This is a genomic window from Streptomyces sp. NPDC102274, assembly GCF_044766385.1.
Taxonomy (GTDB): domain Bacteria; phylum Actinomycetota; class Actinomycetes; order Streptomycetales; family Streptomycetaceae; genus Streptomyces.
Genome location: NZ_JBIWLW010000003.1, coordinates 133619 through 151133 on the forward strand (window position 1 = coordinate 133619; position 17515 = coordinate 151133).

17 protein-coding genes are annotated in these 17515 nt (G+C 71.7%); 10 read left to right on the forward strand and 7 right to left on the reverse strand.

Going from position 1 to position 17515, the window contains the following annotated elements:
* Window positions 1-101 precede the first annotated feature (101 nt).
* Window positions 102-2354, reverse strand: a complete 2253-nt coding sequence (locus ACIRQP_RS05155) for a prolyl oligopeptidase family serine peptidase (protein ID WP_403883657.1) — start codon at window positions 2352-2354, stop codon at window positions 102-104.
* A gap of 165 nt (window positions 2355-2519) precedes the next feature.
* On the opposite strand from ACIRQP_RS05155, the gene ACIRQP_RS05160 reads away from it, so the two are divergent.
* The 4 genes from ACIRQP_RS05160 to ACIRQP_RS05175 all read left to right on the forward strand — a co-directional run bounded on the left by ACIRQP_RS05160 (window position 2520) and on the right by ACIRQP_RS05175 (window position 6586).
* Window positions 2520-2714, forward strand: coding sequence for a hypothetical protein (locus tag ACIRQP_RS05160; RefSeq protein ID WP_030352924.1), 195 nt, complete (start codon window positions 2520-2522; stop codon window positions 2712-2714).
* A 142-nt stretch (window positions 2715-2856) separates the two neighbouring features.
* On the forward strand, window positions 2857-3816 hold the full coding sequence (mshB, locus tag ACIRQP_RS05165; RefSeq protein WP_403883660.1) for an N-acetyl-1-D-myo-inositol-2-amino-2-deoxy-alpha-D-glucopyranoside deacetylase: 960 nt from the start codon (window positions 2857-2859) through the stop codon (window positions 3814-3816).
* Entirely contained in the window at window positions 3813-4223 is a 411-nt protein-coding gene (locus tag ACIRQP_RS05170) for a DUF6113 family protein (protein WP_403883663.1), read from the forward strand. Before mshB ends, ACIRQP_RS05170 begins: the two co-directional genes overlap by 4 nt.
* Window positions 4224-4417: 194 nt before the next feature.
* On the forward strand, window positions 4418-6586 hold the full coding sequence (locus ACIRQP_RS05175; protein WP_403883666.1) for a hypothetical protein: 2169 nt from the start codon (window positions 4418-4420) through the stop codon (window positions 6584-6586).
* A 191-nt stretch (window positions 6587-6777) separates the two neighbouring features.
* On the opposite strand, the gene ACIRQP_RS05180 is transcribed toward ACIRQP_RS05175, so the two are convergent.
* The gene (locus tag ACIRQP_RS05180; protein WP_403883669.1) at window positions 6778-7617 is read right to left on the reverse strand and encodes a tetratricopeptide repeat protein; all 840 of its coding nucleotides are present in this window, start codon (window positions 7615-7617) and stop codon (window positions 6778-6780) included.
* Between the two features lie 17 nt (window positions 7618-7634).
* Window positions 7635-8648 (reverse strand): GNAT family N-acetyltransferase, encoded by a 1014-nt coding sequence (locus tag ACIRQP_RS05185; protein WP_403883672.1) that lies wholly within the window; start codon window positions 8646-8648, stop codon window positions 7635-7637.
* A 140-nt stretch (window positions 8649-8788) separates the two neighbouring features.
* Here ACIRQP_RS05185 and fdxA point away from each other — a divergent pair, with 140 nt between their 5' ends.
* Together fdxA and dapC are read left to right on the forward strand one after the other, a co-directional pair.
* Entirely contained in the window at window positions 8789-9109 is a 321-nt protein-coding gene (gene fdxA / locus ACIRQP_RS05190) for a ferredoxin (protein WP_003985062.1), read from the forward strand.
* A gap of 206 nt (window positions 9110-9315) precedes the next feature.
* Entirely contained in the window at window positions 9316-10434 is a 1119-nt protein-coding gene (dapC, locus tag ACIRQP_RS05195) for a succinyldiaminopimelate transaminase (RefSeq protein WP_403883675.1), read from the forward strand.
* A gap of 108 nt (window positions 10435-10542) precedes the next feature.
* Here the strand turns inward: dapC and ACIRQP_RS05200 are convergent, their stop codons facing one another.
* Both ACIRQP_RS05200 and ACIRQP_RS05205 read right to left on the reverse strand, forming a co-directional pair.
* On the reverse strand, window positions 10543-10989 hold the full coding sequence (locus ACIRQP_RS05200; protein WP_403883678.1) for an ATP-binding protein: 447 nt from the start codon (window positions 10987-10989) through the stop codon (window positions 10543-10545).
* A 298-nt stretch (window positions 10990-11287) separates the two neighbouring features.
* Window positions 11288-12262, reverse strand: coding sequence for a hypothetical protein (locus ACIRQP_RS05205; protein WP_403883681.1), 975 nt, complete (start codon window positions 12260-12262; stop codon window positions 11288-11290).
* 105 nt (window positions 12263-12367) lie between these two features.
* On the opposite strand from ACIRQP_RS05205, the gene dapE reads away from it, so the two are divergent.
* Window positions 12368-13447: a succinyl-diaminopimelate desuccinylase gene (dapE, locus tag ACIRQP_RS05210; protein WP_403883684.1), complete on the forward strand. Its 1080-nt coding sequence runs from the start codon at window positions 12368-12370 to the stop codon at window positions 13445-13447.
* A 135-nt stretch (window positions 13448-13582) separates the two neighbouring features.
* Window positions 13583-14332 (forward strand): TIGR00730 family Rossman fold protein, encoded by a 750-nt coding sequence (locus ACIRQP_RS05215; RefSeq protein ID WP_403883687.1) that lies wholly within the window; start codon window positions 13583-13585, stop codon window positions 14330-14332.
* Here ACIRQP_RS05215 and ACIRQP_RS05220 read toward each other — a convergent pair.
* Both ACIRQP_RS05220 and folP read right to left on the reverse strand, forming a co-directional pair.
* The gene (locus ACIRQP_RS05220) at window positions 14310-15353 is read right to left on the reverse strand and encodes a tetratricopeptide repeat protein (RefSeq protein ID WP_403883690.1); all 1044 of its coding nucleotides are present in this window, start codon (window positions 15351-15353) and stop codon (window positions 14310-14312) included. The two genes, ACIRQP_RS05215 and ACIRQP_RS05220, sit on opposite strands and share 23 nt — an antisense overlap.
* Window positions 15354-15496: 143 nt before the next feature.
* Window positions 15497-16369 (reverse strand): dihydropteroate synthase, encoded by an 873-nt coding sequence (gene folP / locus ACIRQP_RS05225; protein WP_403883693.1) that lies wholly within the window; start codon window positions 16367-16369, stop codon window positions 15497-15499.
* A gap of 86 nt (window positions 16370-16455) precedes the next feature.
* Here folP and ACIRQP_RS05230 point away from each other — a divergent pair, with 86 nt between their 5' ends.
* Complete coding sequence (locus ACIRQP_RS05230) at window positions 16456-16896, forward strand: DivIVA domain-containing protein (protein WP_403883695.1); 441 nt, start codon at window positions 16456-16458, stop codon at window positions 16894-16896.
* Window positions 16893-17504 carry a DNA-3-methyladenine glycosylase I gene (locus tag ACIRQP_RS05235; protein ID WP_403883697.1) on the forward strand — a complete coding sequence of 204 codons (612 nt, stop codon included), beginning with the start codon at window positions 16893-16895 and terminating at the stop codon, window positions 17502-17504. Before ACIRQP_RS05230 ends, ACIRQP_RS05235 begins: the two co-directional genes overlap by 4 nt.
* Window positions 17505-17515: the final 11 nt, after the last annotated feature.

Below are 17515 nucleotides of genomic sequence, written 5' to 3' on the forward strand. Positions count from 1 at the left end.
ACCCGGCACCGATATACGGACGCGTCAGGCTGAACAACGTACGGCCGTGCGGGTGCCGTAGACCGGCCGGGACTCCCAGGGTCCCGGCCGGTCGCCCGTGCTCAGCCCGTGCCCAGCGACCTCTTGAGGAAGTCGACCTGGAGCAGCAGCAGATTCTCGGCCACTTCCTCCTGCGGCGTCATATGGGTCACACCCGTGAGCGGCAGTACCTCATGGGGCCGTCCCGCCGCGAGCAGGGCCGCGGAGAGCCTGAGGGTGTGTGCGACGACCACATTGTCGTCCGCCAGCCCATGGATGAGCATCAGAGGCCGTACCGGACTCTCCGGCGCCGAGAGCCCGTCGTCCGTGACCAGTGAGTGCCTGGCGTAGACCTCGGGCACCTCCTGCGGGCCGCCGCCGAAGTACCGCTCCTGGTAGTGGGTGTCGTAGAGCCGCAGATCGGTGACCGGAGCGCCGGAGACCGCCGCGTGGAAGACATCCGGGCGGCGCAGGACCGCGAGCCCGGCGAGATAGCCGCCGAAGGACCAGCCGCGCATCGCCACCCGCCCCAGATCGAGCGGGAACCGCTCGGCCAGCGCGTGCAGCGCCTCGACCTGGTCGTCCAGGCTGAGCAGCAGATTCTGCTTGACCGCCTTCTCCCAGGCCGGCGAACGGCCCGGAGTGCCACGGCCGTCCGCGACGATCACCGCGAACCCCTGGTCGGCGAACCACTGCGAGGTGAGATACGCGTTCTGCGCGGCCACCACGCGCTGCCCGTGCGGGCCCCCGTAAGGGTCCAGCAGAACCGGAAGCGGGCCGTCCGACTCCTGGTAGCCGGTCGGGAGCAACACGGCGCTAGGAATCCGGTGCGCGCCCGCCTCTTGGAACCGAGGCCGCGCGGTGAGCGCCGGCTGCTCGGCGTACGACGCGACCGTGGCGAGCCGCTTGCCGTCCCTGAGCACCTGCGCGGTGGTTCCGGGAGTGTCGGGCCGGGCCGACACCCGCACGGTCACCTCGCCGCCGCGTACGGCCGAGTGCACCCCAGCGCCCTCCGAGAGCCGCTCGATGCCCAGCTCGTTGACCCGGTACACATGGATCTCGCCGATCTCGGGATCCGCCGCTTCCTCGCCGGCCGACGCCGAGACGAGAACATCGTGCTCGCCGATGTCCAGCACGGCCCGGACATGCAACTGCGGCCCGGTCAACGGCCGGTCGCCGACCATCAGGACCCGCGCGCCGCCCTCGTCGGCGATCCGTACCAGCCGTCCGTCCGGTGCCCAGGCGGGCAGCTCGGCGAAGAGCTCCAGCCAGGCCGGATCCTCGTCCCGGTGCACGGTCCTGGTCGCGCCGGTCGCCGTGTCCACCGCCAGGTAGAGCTGGCCACGCTGGTCGCGGCTCTGTACGAGCAGCAGGGGCGCGCCCGCGGCCGACCAGTGCACCCGGGCCAGATAGGGGTAGCGGGTGCGGTCCCAGACGACCTCCGTACGCGCTCCACCGGGCCCCTGGGCGCCGTTCGCGCCCTCGGGCCCGCCGGACCCCTCGGAGCCCGCCACGTCGACCAGATAGAGCCGTACGTCCGCGTTGGGGGTGCCGGCCGCCGGGTAGGCGACTTTGGCGGGCTCCCTCTCCGGGTGCGCGGGGTCGGAGATCCACCAGCGTCGCACCCGCGCCGTATCGACCCGGGCGACCAGCAGCCGGTCGGACTCGGGGGACCACCAGTAGCCGCGGGTGCGGCCCATCTCCTCGGCGGCGATGAACTCCGCCAGGCCGTAGGTGATGTCCTCGCTCTCGTCCGCCGAGCGTCCCGCGAGCTCGCGGTCGCGCTCCCCGTCCGCGCCGATCACGCGGAGGGCGCCGTCGGCCGCGTACGCGACATGGCGTCCGTCCGGTGAGGGCCGCGGGTCGATCACCGGTCCCCGTACGTGCAGTTCGCGGGTCGTCCCGGCGAGCAGCTCGGCGGTGAACAGCCGCCCGGAGAGCGCGAACGCCGCCAGCTGCCCGGCGCCGTCCACCGCGTAGCCGACGATGCCTCCCGAGCCCTCACGGCTCCGCTCGCGCCGGGCCCGTTCTTCGGGGGAGAGCCGCTCGGCGGCGCCGCCCAGGAGTACGGCCGGATCCGCGGCGATCCGCTCACGCCCCTCCCCGGGGCCGGAGCCGGGCCCGGAACCGGACCCCGAGCCGGTGGCGGGACCGGTGGCGGAGTCCTCAAGATCCAGTACCCAGAGGCTGTTCACCCGGTCCGTGCCCGAGGCGGAGCGCAGGAAGGTCACCCGCGCACCGTCGGGAGAGACCGTGAACGCGCGTGGGGCGCCGAGGGTGAAGCGCTGAGTCCTGGCGTGCCGACGCGGGAACGAGAGCTGCTGCCTCAAGGTCATGGAACGAACCTACTGCGCGAGGGCCGTGCGCCCCCAGTGTGCTGCCGTGCACCGATCAATGCCTCCGCACGGATAGTTATGATCCGTAGCGTTAGGTGGGTATGAATCCGCCGGGCACATGCATGCTGCGATTTTCCGACTGAATATTTATGGAGGTGAACCGCCGTGGCACTCTCGATTTCGGCGGTGGTGCTGCTGGCGATCGTCGTCTTCCTGCTGGTCCGGAAATCCGGACTGAAAGCCGGACACGCGGTGGTCTGCATGTTGCTCGGCTTCTACATCGCCAGTTCATCCATCGCTCCCACTATCAGCGAGCTGACCACAAACGTGGCAGGGATGATCGGCGGGATCAAGTTCTAGCCATCTTCCGCTCCCTTTCGGCCAACTTCACCATGCCCTGAAGTCCGGCCATATCCGGCACCGTTCCCTGCCCACCGCCCCTCGGCCGCCGTCGTCGCCCACTGGCCGAGGGGTTTCGGGTGTCGGCTCGTAGGCTGTCCCCATGACCGATCTACCCGCCCGCCGTCTGCTGCTGGTGCACGCGCACCCGGACGACGAGTCGATCAACAACGGCGCCACCATGGCCAAGTACGCGGCCGAGGGCGCCCTGGTCACGCTGGTGACCTGCACCCTCGGCGAGGAGGGAGAGGTCATCCCGCCCGAGCTCGCCCATCTGGCGGCCGACCGCGAGGACCGCCTCGGCGCCCATCGCATCGGTGAACTCGCCGCCGCCATGAGGGAGCTGGGCGTCACCGACCACCGTTTCCTCGGCGGCCCCGGCAGGTTCCGGGACTCCGGGATGATGGGCCTGGAGCAGAACGACCGCGAGGGCGCCTTCTGGCACACGCCCGTCGACGACGCCGCCGCTCACCTCGTCGAGGTGATCCGGGAGGTGCGTCCGCAGGTGCTGGTGACGTACGACCCGGACGGCGGTTACGGCCACCCCGACCACATCCAGGCCCACCGGGTCGCCATGCGCGGCGCGGCCCTGGCCGCCGAGCCCGGTTTCCGGCCCGGCCTCGGCGCCCCGCACGCCATCGGCAAGATCTACTGGAACCGCGTACCGCGCTCGGTCGCCGAGGAAGGTTTCGCCCGGCTGCGGGAGGCCGGGGCCGACTTCCCCGGTGTGGCCGCGATCGAGGACATTCCGGGTGTGATCGACGACGCGGAGATCACCGCCGCGATCGACGGCGCGCCGTACAGGGAGCGCAAGGCGGCGGCGATGCGCGCCCATGCCACCCAAATCGCCGTCGACGGGCCCTTCTTCGCGCTCTCCAACGACCTGGGGCAGCCCATCTTCGCGGCCGAGTACTACCAGTTGGTGCGGGGCGCGTCCGGGGCGCCCGCCGGCGAACGTGAGAACGATCTCTTCGCGGGAGTCGCGGGAGTCACGGGAGTTGTCCAGGGTGACGGCGCGACCGGCGCGACCGGTGTGAACAGCGCGAACGGGGCGAGCGCATGAGCGGGCAGGGGCAGTCCGGCGGCACGTTCGCGAGTCGTCCCAGACCCGGGCGTATCGCCACATATCTCGGGCTCTTCGTCCTCGGTGTCCTCGTCGGTACGGCGGGCTCGCTCATCCAGGGCGGCTGGGTTCCCGGCGGATTGCTGCTCGCCCTGCTCGCCACGGCCGGGCTCTTCTTCGGCGGGCTGTATCTCACCCGCACCCAACTGGGCGTGGGGGCACCCGCGGCGGGCTGGCTGCTCGCGGCCATCTTCCTGAGCCTGGGCCGCCCCGAGGGCGACGCGGTCTTCGCCGCGGGCATCGGACCGCTCGTCTACCTGCTGGGCGGAATGTTGGTGGCTGTGATGTGTGCCACGATGTCGCGGTTGCCGCAACCGGGCCCGAACTCCGGCCGACTTGAGAAGTAACGGGCCCGGCTGCTGCTGAATTGACCATGTCCGTACGGTCGGCGGAGCATCGCTTCGCACGGTCGTCGGGTGTCTGTCGGCCGAGGCCAGTATGGTGGTGCGCGCTCCGGGCCTTCCCCCGCCTCCGGCATGGGGAACCTGAACAGTTTCGTACCAGTAAGAACGGGCGGCGGAGCCAACCGGGAGAACCTGCTTTGAGTCGTGAAACTGACAGTTCGTCCTCCGGGCCCCAGGGGCGCGGCGGAGCCGCGTACCCCTCGGGGACACCGCCGTACGGATCCCGCCAGTATCCGTCGCTGCACCCCCAGCAGGACGCTCCGGAGGAGAGGGAATCCGTCCCGCAGCCGGACGAGCCCAAAACCGAGACCACGCTGACCACGCGCATCCGGATCAACATCCCGGGCTCGCGGCCGATTCCGCCCGTCGTGATGCGTACGCCCATGGGCGACGGCGACAGCACCGACGGCCGGGGTGTCCCGGTCGCCGAGCGTACGGGCGGCATCCCCAGGCCCGCCGTGTCCCAGGACGCCGCCGACGCCGGACCGGGCGGGCACCCCGAGACGGCGGAGGAGCCGCAGGCCGAGGAGAGATCCACGAGCGACTGGTTCGCGCCACGCAAGTCGGCGACGTCGGGCACGGGAACGGCCGCCGGGATGAGCGCCGGTCTCGGCGCGGGCGCCGCCGCCGTCTCGGGCACCACCGCTCCGCGGCCGGCCGAGACCGGCTCCTCGGAGTCGCCGTACTACCCGGGCGGCGGGCAGTCACAGAACGGCGGAGCTCCGCGCAGCGCGCTCAGCGATCTCGCGTCCGGCACCGGGCCCCAGGGCTCCGGTTTCCAGGGCTCCGGTTTCCAGGGCTCCGGCTCCAACGGCTTCGCGTCCGGCGGTTCCGGTACGGACTTCACAGCAAGCGGTCCCACCACGCCGGCGCTCGGTATCCGGCCACCCGGCGGCGGGCCCAGCGGTCCGACCGGCGGTCCGGTCACCGGCGGCGCGTCGCTCGGCACCCCGCCGTCGTCCCTGAGCGCCTCGCCGGGCGTGGGCCAGGTCGGTACGCCGCGGATGTCCGACGACACCGCCGAGCTGACACCGCAGCAGCCCGCGCCCGAGCCCGGACCCGGCGGTCATGTGTCCGGGGACACGCTCACCAGCGGAATCCCCGTGGTGCCGCCGCAGCACCGCTCGCCCTTCCCCGGCTCGGGTCCGCAGGGCGGTCCGCACGCCGACCTCGGCTCCAGGCCCGACGGTCCTGGCGCGCGCGGCCCCGGCCCGCTCGTCCCCGGCCCGCTCGGCCAGGACCGCGACTTCTCGGCCCCTGACTTTCCCGGCCCGGTCGGCTCCCCGCAGGGTGCCCCGCCCTCGGGCACGGCCGCGGCCCCGGCGCGTACCGCCACCTCGCCGGCCCCGCCCGCCAAGAAGAAGGGCCGCTCCAAGCTCACGCCCCTCGCTGTGCTGGTCGTCGTGGCCGCGGGCGGCGTCTACGGCGCCGGCCTGCTGATGAACTACTCCGATGTGCCCAAGGGCACCACGGTCCTCGGCGTCGATATCGGCGGCGGCACCCGCGACGAGGCGGTCAAAAAGCTCGACGCCGCCCTCGGCGAGCGGGCCTCCGCGCCGCTGCGGCTCAGCATCGGCGGCAAGACGGAGGAACTCACCCCGGACAAGGCGGGACTCAGCCTGGACAGCCAGGCCACCGTCCGCGCCGCGGCCGGCAGCGACTACAACCCGGTGTCGGTTGTCGGCTCGCTCTTCGGCGGCGCCCGGGTCGCCCAGCCGGTGATCCCCGTCGACGACGAGAAGCTGACCGCCGCGCTCACCGATCTGGCGGGCGTCTCGGGTTCGGCGAGCGAAGGAACGATCAAGTTCGAGCCGGGCAAGGCCGTCGCCGTAGCGGGCAAGGCGGGCAAGGCGCTGGACGTCAACCACTCGATCATCTCGACCCGGGACGCCTACCGCGCGCAGGTCCAGACGGGCAAGATCAACACCGTGGAGCTGCCCGTCGTTTCCCGGCAGCCGACGGTCGGGCAGGCGGAGCTGGACCGGGCCATGAACGAGTTCGCCGAGCCCGCGATGTCCGACCTGGTCACCATCAAGGCGGGCGGCAAGCAGATCCAGTTCGGTCCCGCCAAGTCGCTGCCGAAGATCCTCTCGATGAAGGCCGTCGACGGAAAGCTCGTCGAGGTCTACAACAGGACCGCCATCGACCAGCTGCTGGAAGGCGTCTTCGACGGCATCACGATCACGAAGGGCGACGGCAAGCAGTACCCCGTCTCCTCCGCAGATGTGGCGCAGGCCATGCAGACGGCGCTGCGCGGCAAGACCCCCGCCGAGCGCACCCAGACGATCAATCTGAACCCCAGCTAGTGCCGCGACGGGGCAAACGTTGCCGGGAGGGGCACTAGGGCGTGCCAGACGCCGCGAGCCAGGCGGGATTTGTCAGACACGGCCTAGTACTGCAACCGGTTGCAGTACTAGGTCCTTTCCGGTCATGTCCCGGGGATGACGCGCATGTCATCCCCGGGGCGTGAACGGCCGTACGGGACGGGCGCGGACCGTCAGTTCAGCCTCGCCCGCGCCGCCCGCGCCTTGCGCCGGATCGCCTCCGCCGCCGACGGCTCCACCGCGTCCACCAACTCGGCGTACTCGTCCATTTCCGCCGCCCCCCGCTGGAACTCCCCGCGCTGTACGAGCAGTTGGGCGCGGTCGTACCGCAGTGCCGCCGGGTGCGAGGGCAGCAGCAGGGACAACTCGACCGCCCATAGCGACACGTCGGTGCGCTCCGGGCGGGGCGCGGCCCAGGCGCGGATGTTGTTCAGGACGCGCAGGACGATGTCGAGCGGGTCGGCGGGGGCGAACATGGCCGGTTCGAGCGCCTCGCCCGTCATGCCGGTCACCAGCAGCTCCGCGTCCGCGCCCGTCAGCAGCCGGCCACCGCCGAAGGGATCGGCGAGGACGCGCTCCCCGGGGTCGCCGAAGCCGACCACGAAATGTCCGGGCAGGGCCACCCCGTACACCGGCGCCCCCGCCCGTCGGGCGACCTCGATCCAGACCACGGAGAGCAGGATGGGCAGCCCGCGCCTGCGCCGCAGCACCACGGGCAGCAGCGAGGAGTCCAGCCGCTGGTACTCCGCCGTGGAGCCCTCGAAACCGCACCGCTCGCCCAGCAGCTCCGCCAGCGCGACCGCCCAGGCACGCGCGCCGAGGACGCCGAAGGGCAGCAGCCCGGCCAGCCGGTCCAGCTCGGCCTGGGCCGCGTCGATACCGGCCTCGCCCAGGGCGGGATCGGCCTCCGCGCCCACCAGCAGGCAGAGCGTGGCCAGGTCGGGACGGTCCGCGCGGGCCTCCTCGGCGAACCGCCGGCGCATGTCCTCGCCATCTGGGGGTTCCGGTCGCATATCGGCCTCGTACCCGCTCAGAGCGATCGGAAGTGGTGGTAGTGGTGGTGGACGGCGAAGCCCATCGCTTCGTACAGCGCCCGCGCGCCCTCGTTGTCCGACTCGACCTGGAGCCAGGCGGCGGACGCCCCCTCCTCCAGGGCGCGCCGGGCGAGCGCGGTCATCACGGCGGTGGCCAGACCCTGGCGGCGGCGGGCGGGGTCGACCTCCACCGCCATGAACCCCGCCCAGCGCCCGTCCACCACACACCGGCCGATCGCCGCCGGTACGCCGGGCTCTCCGTTCTCGCCGGGCTCCCCGGGCACGGTGGCGAACCACACCGAAGGCCCGCTGTTCAGTACGTGGAGCACATGTGGTCCGGGCACACCTGACCGCTGGTAACGCCGGAGCCAGGTCGCGTCGACGCCACGACCGAGCACGACCCGGGAGATATCGGCGTCACGGTCCCCGAGCGGCGCGAGCGCGGCGATCCGCACCTCTGCCGTCACCTCCGGCCGCCAGCCGCGCCGCTCCAGCTCCGCGCACAGCCGCTCCTGGGTGCCCTCCGCGCCGGTCGCGATCTGTACGTACGGGGGCAGTGCCCGCTCCTCGTACCACCGCCGTACGCGCGTCAGCGCCTCGTCCAGGCCCACCCCGGGATCTCCCAGGGGAAGCACGGAATTGGCCCGCCGCGTGAAACCGGAGGCCGCTCTGAGCCGCCACTCTCCCAGCGGCTCGCTCTCCACCGGCTGCCAGGACCGGGCGCAGACCCGGGCCAGCTCCTCGAAGGACGCCGAGGGCCCCCGGCGCCTGGCCGGGGCCGCCGGCACCACCTTGCCCGCGACCAGGGCCGCCTCGGGGACGCGGACGCTCTCGCCGGTGCGCCGTGTGATCAGCAGCACATCTCCGTCCCACGATGTGAGAACGCCCACGGTGTCGGTGAACTTCTCGCCGGCGGTCCCGCTGCCGGTCATCTGTCTGACTGATACACGTTTGCCCACGTCAGCCCTTGTCAGACGGACCTCGAACCGTCCGCCCGCAGTGAATTCCACAGCTCTGTACGCCCCTCCTGTTCGGATCGCGCCCAAGAACGGAGATACTAGTTGTGGGCATCGACGACGCCGCGCTCCCGCGCGCCCGTGGACGGAGCCGCAGATCGGCCCGCCGCGCCCTATCGAGGAGGAACGACAGCGTGACCTACGTCATCGCGCAGCCTTGTGTCGACGTCAAGGACAAGGCGTGCATCGAGGAGTGCCCGGTCGACTGCATCTACGAGGGCTCCAGGTCCTTGTACATCCACCCGGACGAATGCGTCGACTGTGGAGCCTGTGAGCCGGTCTGCCCGGTCGAGGCCATCTTCTACGAGGACGACACCCCGGAGGAGTGGAAGGACTACTACAAGGCGAACGTCGAGTTCTTCGACGAGCTCGGCTCGCCCGGTGGCGCTTCCAAGCTCGGTCTGATCGAGCGGGACCATCCCTTCATCGCCGCGCTGCCGCCCCAGAACGGCTGACAGCGCCGCCCCGGTCCCGTACGGCCCGTCGCCGTACGGGACCGCGGTGTTTCGCCCGCGAGTCCGTACCGGCGGGTCCGTACCCCGCGAGTCCGTACCGGCGGGTCCGTACCCCGCGAGTCCGTACCGGCGGGTCCGTACAGGGGGAAACGAGCACCGTACGAGAGGATCCGTTCGCGATATCCGTACGGAGAAAGAGTGAGCACGTGTCCGCAGTCTCTTCGCGTCTTCCCGTCTTTCCCTGGGACAAGCTGGAGCCCTACAAGGCCACGGCGGCGGCCCATCCGGACGGGATCGTGGACCTGTCCGTCGGGACCCCCGTCGACCCTGTCCCCGCACTGATCCAGCGGGCCCTGATCGAGGCCGCCGACTCGCCCGGGTATCCGACGGTGTGGGGGACGACCGCGCTGCGGGACGCGCTGACCGGATGGGTGGAGCGGCGGCTCGGCGCGCGCGGCGTGACGCACGCGCATGTGCTGCCGGTCGTCGGCTCCAAGGAACTGGTGGCCTGGCTGCCGACGCAGCTCGGCCTCGGCGCGGGCGACCGCGTCGCCTTCCCGCGGCTCGCGTATCCGACGTACGAGGTGGGCGCGCGGCTCTGCGGCGCCGAGCCCGTCCCGTACGACCCGCGGACATTCGCGGCCGACGCCGGGGGGCCGGACCTCGACCCCGCCGGTCTGAAGCTTCTCTGGCTCAACTCGCCGTCGAACCCGACCGGAGCCGTCCTGGCGCCGGACGAGCTGACCCGGATCGTCGCCTGGGCGCGCGAGCACGACGTGCTGCTGTTCAGCGACGAGTGCTATCTGGAGCTGGGCTGGGAGGCCGACCCCGTATCGGTGCTGCACCCGGACGTCTGCGGTGGTTCGTACGACGGGATCGTCGCCGTCCACTCGCTCTCCAAGCGCTCCAACCTGGCCGGCTACCGCGCGGCCTTCCTGGCGGGCGACAAGGCCGTCCTGGGCGAGCTGCTGAAGATCCGTAAGCACGGCGGGATGATGACCCCGGCGCCGGTGCAGGCGGCGACGGTCGCGGCGCTCGGCGACGACACGCACGTACGGGAACAGCGGGAGCGGTACGCGGCCCGCCGCACCGCGCTGCGTGCCGCGCTGGAGGCGCACGGCTTCCGTATCGACCACAGCGAGGCGAGCCTCTATCTGTGGTCGACGCGGGACGAGCCGTGCTGGGACACCGTGGCGCACCTCGCGGAGCTGGGCATTCTGGTCGCGCCCGGCGACTTCTACGGTCCCGCGGGGGAGCGGCACGTACGGGTGGCGCTGACGGCCACCGATGAGCGGGTCGAGGCGGCGGTCAAGCGGCTGCGCTGACGAGGCCCGTACCGCGCACGACATACGAGGGGGCCCGGGAAGCGACTGTTCGACGCTTCCCGGGCCCCCTCGTCCGCGTCGCGACGCGCGTGCGCGTCTGCGCGTGTGTCAGCCGAGCGGCAGCGACACCGGCAGCTTGCCGGTCGGCAGACCGCCACCGAGCCCGTCGGTCGGCGCGGCACCCTCCGTGGCGGATGTGGCGGACGTGGCGGTCTCGCCCAGGAGCTGACCGGCGCCGCCCGCGACGTCACCGGCCGCCTTCTGCGCGGCGGGCGTCGCCGTCTTGCCGACCTTGCCGACGGCCTTGCCCGCGGCCGGGACGCCCTTCTTGACGGCCTTGCCGCCGGCGTCGCCCACCACGCCGGTCGCCTTCTGGGCGCCGGTGTCGACGGTGTCGCCCACGGCGGCGCCGTCCAGCGCGCTCACCGCTCCCAGGTCGGTGGTCGGCGGGAGGGCGGCCGCGTTCGCCGCTCCGGCCGCACCGATCACCGGGGCCGCGCCCGCGGCGACGAGCAGGGCGGCACGGGCGATCCGACGGGTCAGGGGGAGGGACATGATGCTCCTTTGACGGGAGAGAAACAGTGCTTGTCCGTCGATCGGACGTAGTGACAACCCCTCAAAGGGCGGCGGAGGTTGCGGCGGGCGAGAGTAAAGAGTTGGTAATGCGTCGCATTATCGGCTACGGATAAAAACGGGCAAACAATCCCGTGGTGACGAGCCCGCTGAACCGTTACTCCTCTTTGCTCCCAAGGAAAATCAAGGGAAAATATGGATCATGGGCGCGCGGCACAATCATCAGAAGAAACGCAGCCAGGGGCGGCGCGGACTCGCCCGTTCGGGTGACGCCGCCGTACTACTGCGCAGTGCGAATTCGAACTTCCGCCGGACCTGAACCGGCGCTTTTCTGTTCCGAGGCGCGGGCCCGCTGCCAGCCCTTGTTCGCCGTGTGCGTGTTCTTCGCGCTCCACACCCGGCCCGCGTAGCTGACCTCGTCGATCCGCAGGGCGGTGGACTGCGCCACGGCCCAGTGCGCCAGCTCCCAGCCGCGTGGTGACGCGGAGCCGTCGTTCTCCGGATCCCCGGTCGGACCCCCGGTCGTGGCCGATACGGGTACGGACACCTCGGCGGCCGTGCCCAAGGCCCCTGCCCGGCCCTCCGCGTCGGCGCCGGGCAGCACCTCGGAGCCGAAGTCCCGTACCAGGGCGGCCCGTACCTTCGCCGGGTCCCCGGGCTCGGTGCCGTTCGGCGCCGTACAGGTCAGCGTGGCGCCGGACCGGCCGGTGAGGGCCGCGGCCAGCAGCGTGGCGTCCGGCTCGTGCTTCGCGTACGCCTGCGGGAAGCCGCTGCGCTGGACGCGCTGGGCCGCCTCGGTCAGCGGCAGCCGCGAGTAGCCCGGGACCTTGACGAGATGGTCGTAGAACTGGCCCGCCGAGTAGACCGGGTCCTGGATCTGCGCCTCGGTGCCCCACCCCGTCGAGGGGCGCTGCTGGAACAGGCCGAGCGAGTCACGGTCGCCGTGGTTCAGATTGCGCAGCGCGGACTCCTGGAGAGCGGTGGCCAGCGCGATCGTGACCGCGCGCTCGGGGAGCCCCCGGGTGGTGCCCACCGCCGAGATCGTCGCGGCGTTCTCGGCCTGCTCCGGGGTCATCTCGTACGAGGGGCTGCCATCGCCCGACCCGTCACTGGCGCGCACGAGACAGCGCGGGGGGCCGCCGCCACCGCTCACGTACTGGACCACCACATACGCGGCCAGGGCCAGCAGTACGACGAGGGCGGCAGCGATACGCAGGAGGCGGCCGCGACGGAAAGGGGAGGCGGTCTCGGACACGAGGCCACCGTACTGGAGAGGGCGGTGACGCTCCGCGCCGACGTCGTGGTCCCTGCCGTCGGCGCCGGGCCGGTCCGGCCGGCGCCGACGGGTAGGGTCAAAACCATGTCCGAGAACGCGCTCGACCTCACTCTTGACGGCCCGGAGCTCACCGCACGTCTGGTCGACTTCCCGTCGGTCAGCGGCGAGGAGAAGCCACTCGCCGACGCGATCGAGGAGGCACTGCGAGCGCTGCCGCATCTCACCGTCGACCGCTACGGCAACAACGTGGTGGCCAGGACCCGGCTGGGGCGCGGCGAGCGGGTGGTCCTCGCCGGACATATCGACACCGTCCCGATCGCCGGCAACGTTCCCTCCCGGCTGGACGACGACGGAGTGCTGTGGGGGTGCGGTACGAGCGACATGAAGTCGGGCGTCGCCGTACAGCTGCGGATCGCGGCGACCGTCCCCGAGCCCAACCGCGACCTCACCTTCGTCTTCTACGACAACGAAGAGGTCGCTGCACATCTCAACGGTCTCGGACATGTGGCGCAGGCCCATCCGGACTGGCTGGAGGGCGACTTCGCGGTCCTGCTGGAGCCCTCCGACGGCGAGGTCGAGGGCGGCTGTCAGGGCACGCTCCGGGTCCTCCTCCATACGACGGGCGAGCGGGCACACTCCGCGCGCGCCTGGATGGGGTCGAACGCCATTCACGCCGCCGCGCCGATCCTGGCCCGGCTTGCCGCGTACGAGCCGCGTCGGCCGGTCATCGACGGTCTGGAGTACCGCGAGGGCCTCAACGCCGTACGGATCGAGGCGGGCGTCGCCGACAACGTCATCCCGGACGCGTGCACGGTCGTCGTGAACTACCGCTACGCACCCGACCTGGGCGAGGAGGAGGCACTCGCCCATGTCCACGAGGTCTTCGCGGACTGCGGGGTGACGGAGTTCACAGTGGACGATCACTCGGGGGCGGCCCTGCCGGGTCTCTCGCACCCCGCCGCGGCCGCGTTCATGGCCGCCGTCGGTGGTGCGGCACGGCCCAAGTTCGGCTGGACGGATGTGTCGCGCTTCGGTGCGCTCGGGGTACCCGCGGTCAATTACGGCCCCGGGAACCCGCTGCTCGCACACAAGCGGGACGAGCGTGTGGCGGTCGAGCGGATCACCCACTGCGAGAACCGTCTCCGCGACTGGCTCACCGGCTGACGGACACCCTGACAGAGCCCTCGACAGAGCCCTCACGGAGTGAGGGCCTGATCGACTGCCGGAATCTCGTCGTTTGTCACGTGCGTGGACCTACCCTTGCCCAGAACAAACGCACAGCAGCGGAGGGAGCAGCTCATGGGCATGCCTGACGGAGAGCGCAAGCCGGAGGAACAGCGTCTCGGACCGGTGATCCGCCGCCGGGGACAGGTGCAGGCGGGCACGACCGATCAGCGGCTCCTGGACACCGAGGGCGACTCGGAATGGGTGCACACCGATCCCTGGCGCGTGATGCGTATCCAGTCGGAGTTCGTGGAGGGCTTCGGCGCCCTCGCCGAACTCCCCAGCGCCATCAGCGTCTTCGGCTCCGCGCGCACCCCGGCGGGCTCCGCCGAGTACGAGGCGGGCATCCGGATCGGCGGCGCGCTGGTCGACGCCGGATTCGCGGTGATCACCGGCGGCGGGCCCGGCGCCATGGAGGCGGCGAACCGGGGGGCGCGCGAGGCGCAGGGCGTCTCCGTCGGACTCGGCATCGAGCTGCCCTTCGAGCAGGGGCTCAACCCCCATGTCGACATCGGCGTGAACTTCCGCTACTTCTTCGTCCGCAAGACGATGTTCGTCAAGTACGCGCAGGGCTTCGTGGTCCTGCCGGGCGGTCTCGGCACGCTGGACGAGCTCTTCGAGGCGCTCACCCTGGTCCAGACGCGCAAGGTCACCCGCTTCCCGATCGTCCTGTTCGGTACGGCGTACTGGGGCGGCCTCATCGACTGGCTGCGGGACACCGTCGTGGCCCAGGGCAAGGCGTCCGAGAAGGATCTGCTGCTCTTCCATGTCACGGACGACGTGGACGAGGCGGTCGCGCTCGTCACGAAGGAGACGCGCAACTGACCCGCGGAGCCGCCGACAGCTGCGACCGGAAAGCACTGGCCATCTTTCCGGCGTGGCGCAGCCCGATCCGTGCCAGCTCGCGCTCCAGACCGTCGAGGTCACGCAGTGTCAGCGCCCGTGGCCGGCCGAGGAAGTGCCGGGACTTGACCAGGCCCAGCCGGGACAGCACGGCGCCCCGCGGCTCGTCGATCGTCCGGAACTCCGCCAGCGCCCGCGCGTACATCCGCCGCGCGCTCGCGTACCGGGCCGCGCGGTAGAGGACATTGCCGCGCATCTTGTGGTTGTAGGCCAGGGCGCTCGCCAGATCCATCCGGCGGCAGATCGCCTCAGCCTCGGAGAGCAGCGTCAGGGCCCGTTCGGGGTGGCCCTGGGCGGAGAGGATGTCCGCGACACCGCGCAGGGACCAGGCGCGGCCCCGGGCGTCGTCCGCGTCGGCGGCTATCCGTACCGACTCCTCGAACATCTCCAGCGCCTTGTCCAGCTCACCGGTGTTGCGGTGCATCTGCGCGATACCGGACAGGGCCCAGACGATGTGCCGGGCCTCGCCATGGGCCCTGGCCTCCGCGAGAAGCTCCTCGTGCAGACCGGCCACGGCCTCGTAGTCGCCCTGGATACGGCCGGTCTCGGCGAGGCCCGCCAGACAGTAGCCGCGTGCGATCCGGTCGCCGCTGCCGGCCGCGAGATCCGACGCGTGGGCCAGCAGCCGGCGCGCCAGCGGCAGCGTGCCGCACTGCCTGGCCAGGGTGCCGCCGCTCCACAGGGCCCACGCCATGGCGCCCGGCTCACCGGCCCGCCGCGCGCTGCGATAGCTCTCCCGCCAGGCCCCGCCCGCCTCCGCCACCCTGCCGAGCCGCCGGCTGGCCTCGGCCACCGCGAGCGAGGCGCGCGCCTCCTCCAGCGGGGTGGTGGCCGTACGCCGCAGCGCGCCCGCCGTGACCAGCACCTCCTCGTACGAGGAATTCACCCCCAGCGCCGACTTCAACTCGCCCTGGTATTCGGGTGCGAACGCCTTGCCGTACATGTTCCCGCGGCCTCCTGATCATCTGCTGCCTTGATCACGAAGCTACGGCGAGGGGAGGGCGCGGCGAATCCAACGGCGTATGGGTTCCGGGGTCCGTCCGGAGAGCTACGCGGGAACCTCCGGTCATCATCCGGAGGGACGGCTCAGGCCAGACCCCGGCGGGCGACCGCCGGTGGACGGTGGCCCGCGATGGCGGCCACCATGTCCAGGACCTGCTTGGTCTCCGCGACCTCATGGACGCGGTAGACCCGGGCCCCGAGCCACGCCGATACGGCGGTCGTCGCCAGGGTGCCGGTCAGCCGCTCCTTGACCGGTCTGTCGAGCGTCTCGCCGACGAAGTCCTTGTTGGAGAGCGAGACCAGCACCGGCCAGCCCGTCTCCGTCATCTCGCCCAGCCTGCGGGTCGCTTCGAGGGAGTGCCGGGTGTTCTTGCCGAAGTCATGGCCGGGGTCGATCATGATCCGGTCCCGGCGGACGCCCAGCTCCAGGGCGCGCTCGGCCAGCCCGAGCGTGACCCGCAGGATGTCCGCCATCACATCGTCGTACGCGATCCGGTGTGGCCGGGTCCTGGGCTCCGCCCCGCCCGCGTGCGTACAGACCAGCCCCACGTCGTACCGCGCGGCGACCTCGGCCAGCCGGGGGTCCACCCCGCCCCACGCGTCATTGAGCAGATCCGCGCCCGCCTCGCAGACGGCCTCGCCGACGTCGTGCCGCCAGGTGTCGACGCTGATGACCACGTCCGGATGACGGCGGCGCACCTCGGCGACGAAGCCGACCGTACGGCGGGCCTCCTCCTCGGCCGTGACCTCCTCGCCGGGCCCCGCCTTCACCCCGCCGATGTCGATGATGGCGGCGCCTTCGGACACGGCACGCTCCACCCGGTCGAGGGCGGGCTGATCGCGGAAGGTCGCGCCCCGGTCGTAGAAGGAGTCCGGGGTCCGGTTGACGATCGCCATGATCACCGGCTCGTGCGCGTCGAATTCCCGACGTCCCAGCCGCAGAGTCCCGCTGCGCATCCCCTGATTCCTCCTCGTATTCGTCCGCCTGCGACCTTAGGGCCTCTCGTCGTCACGGAGCGGACGGCCCCGGCTGTCAGCGGGTCATGGCACGATCGGCACCGGACGTTTTCCTGCCCGGGGAGAAGCTCGTGTTCTTGTTCTTGCTCATCGCGATGGTCGTGGTCGTCGCCGCGGTCACGCTCGCGGTTGTCGGCGGCGGCGACCGTGCGCTCCTGCCGGAGGCCGCTCCGGAACGGCTGGTGGATCCCCTGCCGCTGACCCGCCCGGTCGGCCGCGCCGATGTCGAGGCGCTGCGGCTACCGGTCGGGGCGCGCGGCTACCGGATGGCGGAGGTGGACGAGGTGCTCGGCCGGCTCGGCGCGGAGCTGGCGGAGCGGGACGCGCGGATCGCGGAGCTGGAGTCGGCGCTCGCCGGGGTCCAGGCCACCGCGGTCTCCTCGCCCGACCTCTTCAGGAAGCCCGGAGACCTCTTCGACAAGCCAGGAGACCTCTTCGAAGGACCAGGAGAGGAGACCCGTCGGTGAGCGACGGCTCTGTGGTGACGGGTCCCGACGGGAAGCCGCGCTGCCCCTGGGGCCTGTCGACGGAGGACTACCTCGCGTACCACGATTCCGAGTGGGGCCGCCCGGTCCATGGCGACGACGCCCTCTTCGAGCGGCTGTCTCTGGAAGCCTTCCAGTCCGGGCTGTCCTGGATCACGATCCTGCGCAGGCGCGAGGGATTCCGCGGCGCCTTCCACTCGTTCAAGATCGCGTCGGTGGCGGAGTTCACCGACGCGGACAGGGAGCGGCTGCTCGCCGACCCCGGGATCATCCGCAACCGCGCCAAGATCGATGCCACGCTGGCCAACGCGCGCGTCCTCGCCGACTGGTCCGCCGGCGAGCTGGACACGCTGATCTGGTCGTACGCACCGGACGCGGCGAAGCGCCCGGCCCCCCATACGACCGCCGGCGTACCGGCGGTCACCGACGAGTCCACGGCGCTCGCCAAGGCCCTCAAGAAGTCCGGCATCCGCTTTGTCGGCCCCACGACCGCCTACGCCCTGATGCAGGCGTGCGGTCTGGTGAACGATCATCTGGCGGACTGCTTCGTGCGGGACAGCGTCGCGAGCGCGGGTGCGGCGCGGGGCTGAGGGGCCGGGCG

What these genes read in the sequence shown, in the direction of transcription:
- ACIRQP_RS05155 (WP_403883657.1), bottom strand. Translation starts at nt 2,354, where the DNA reads ATGACCTTGAGGCAGCAGCTCTCGTTCCCGCGTCGGCACGCCAGGACT.
- mshB (WP_403883660.1), top strand. Translation starts at nt 2,857, where the DNA reads ATGACCGATCTACCCGCCCGCCGTCTGCTGCTGGTGCACGCGCACCCG.
- ACIRQP_RS05170 (WP_403883663.1), top strand. Translation starts at nt 3,813, where the DNA reads ATGAGCGGGCAGGGGCAGTCCGGCGGCACGTTCGCGAGTCGTCCCAGA.
- ACIRQP_RS05180 (WP_403883669.1), bottom strand. Translation starts at nt 7,617, where the DNA reads ATGCGACCGGAACCCCCAGATGGCGAGGACATGCGCCGGCGGTTCGCC.
- ACIRQP_RS05200 (WP_403883678.1), bottom strand. Translation starts at nt 10,989, where the DNA reads ATGTCCCTCCCCCTGACCCGTCGGATCGCCCGTGCCGCCCTGCTCGTC.
- dapE (WP_403883684.1), top strand. Translation starts at nt 12,368, where the DNA reads ATGTCCGAGAACGCGCTCGACCTCACTCTTGACGGCCCGGAGCTCACC.
- ACIRQP_RS05215 (WP_403883687.1), top strand. Translation starts at nt 13,583, where the DNA reads ATGGGCATGCCTGACGGAGAGCGCAAGCCGGAGGAACAGCGTCTCGGA.
- ACIRQP_RS05220 (WP_403883690.1), bottom strand. Translation starts at nt 15,353, where the DNA reads ATGTACGGCAAGGCGTTCGCACCCGAATACCAGGGCGAGTTGAAGTCG.
- folP (WP_403883693.1), bottom strand. Translation starts at nt 16,369, where the DNA reads ATGCGCAGCGGGACTCTGCGGCTGGGACGTCGGGAATTCGACGCGCAC.
- ACIRQP_RS05230 (WP_403883695.1), top strand. Translation starts at nt 16,456, where the DNA reads ATGGCACGATCGGCACCGGACGTTTTCCTGCCCGGGGAGAAGCTCGTG.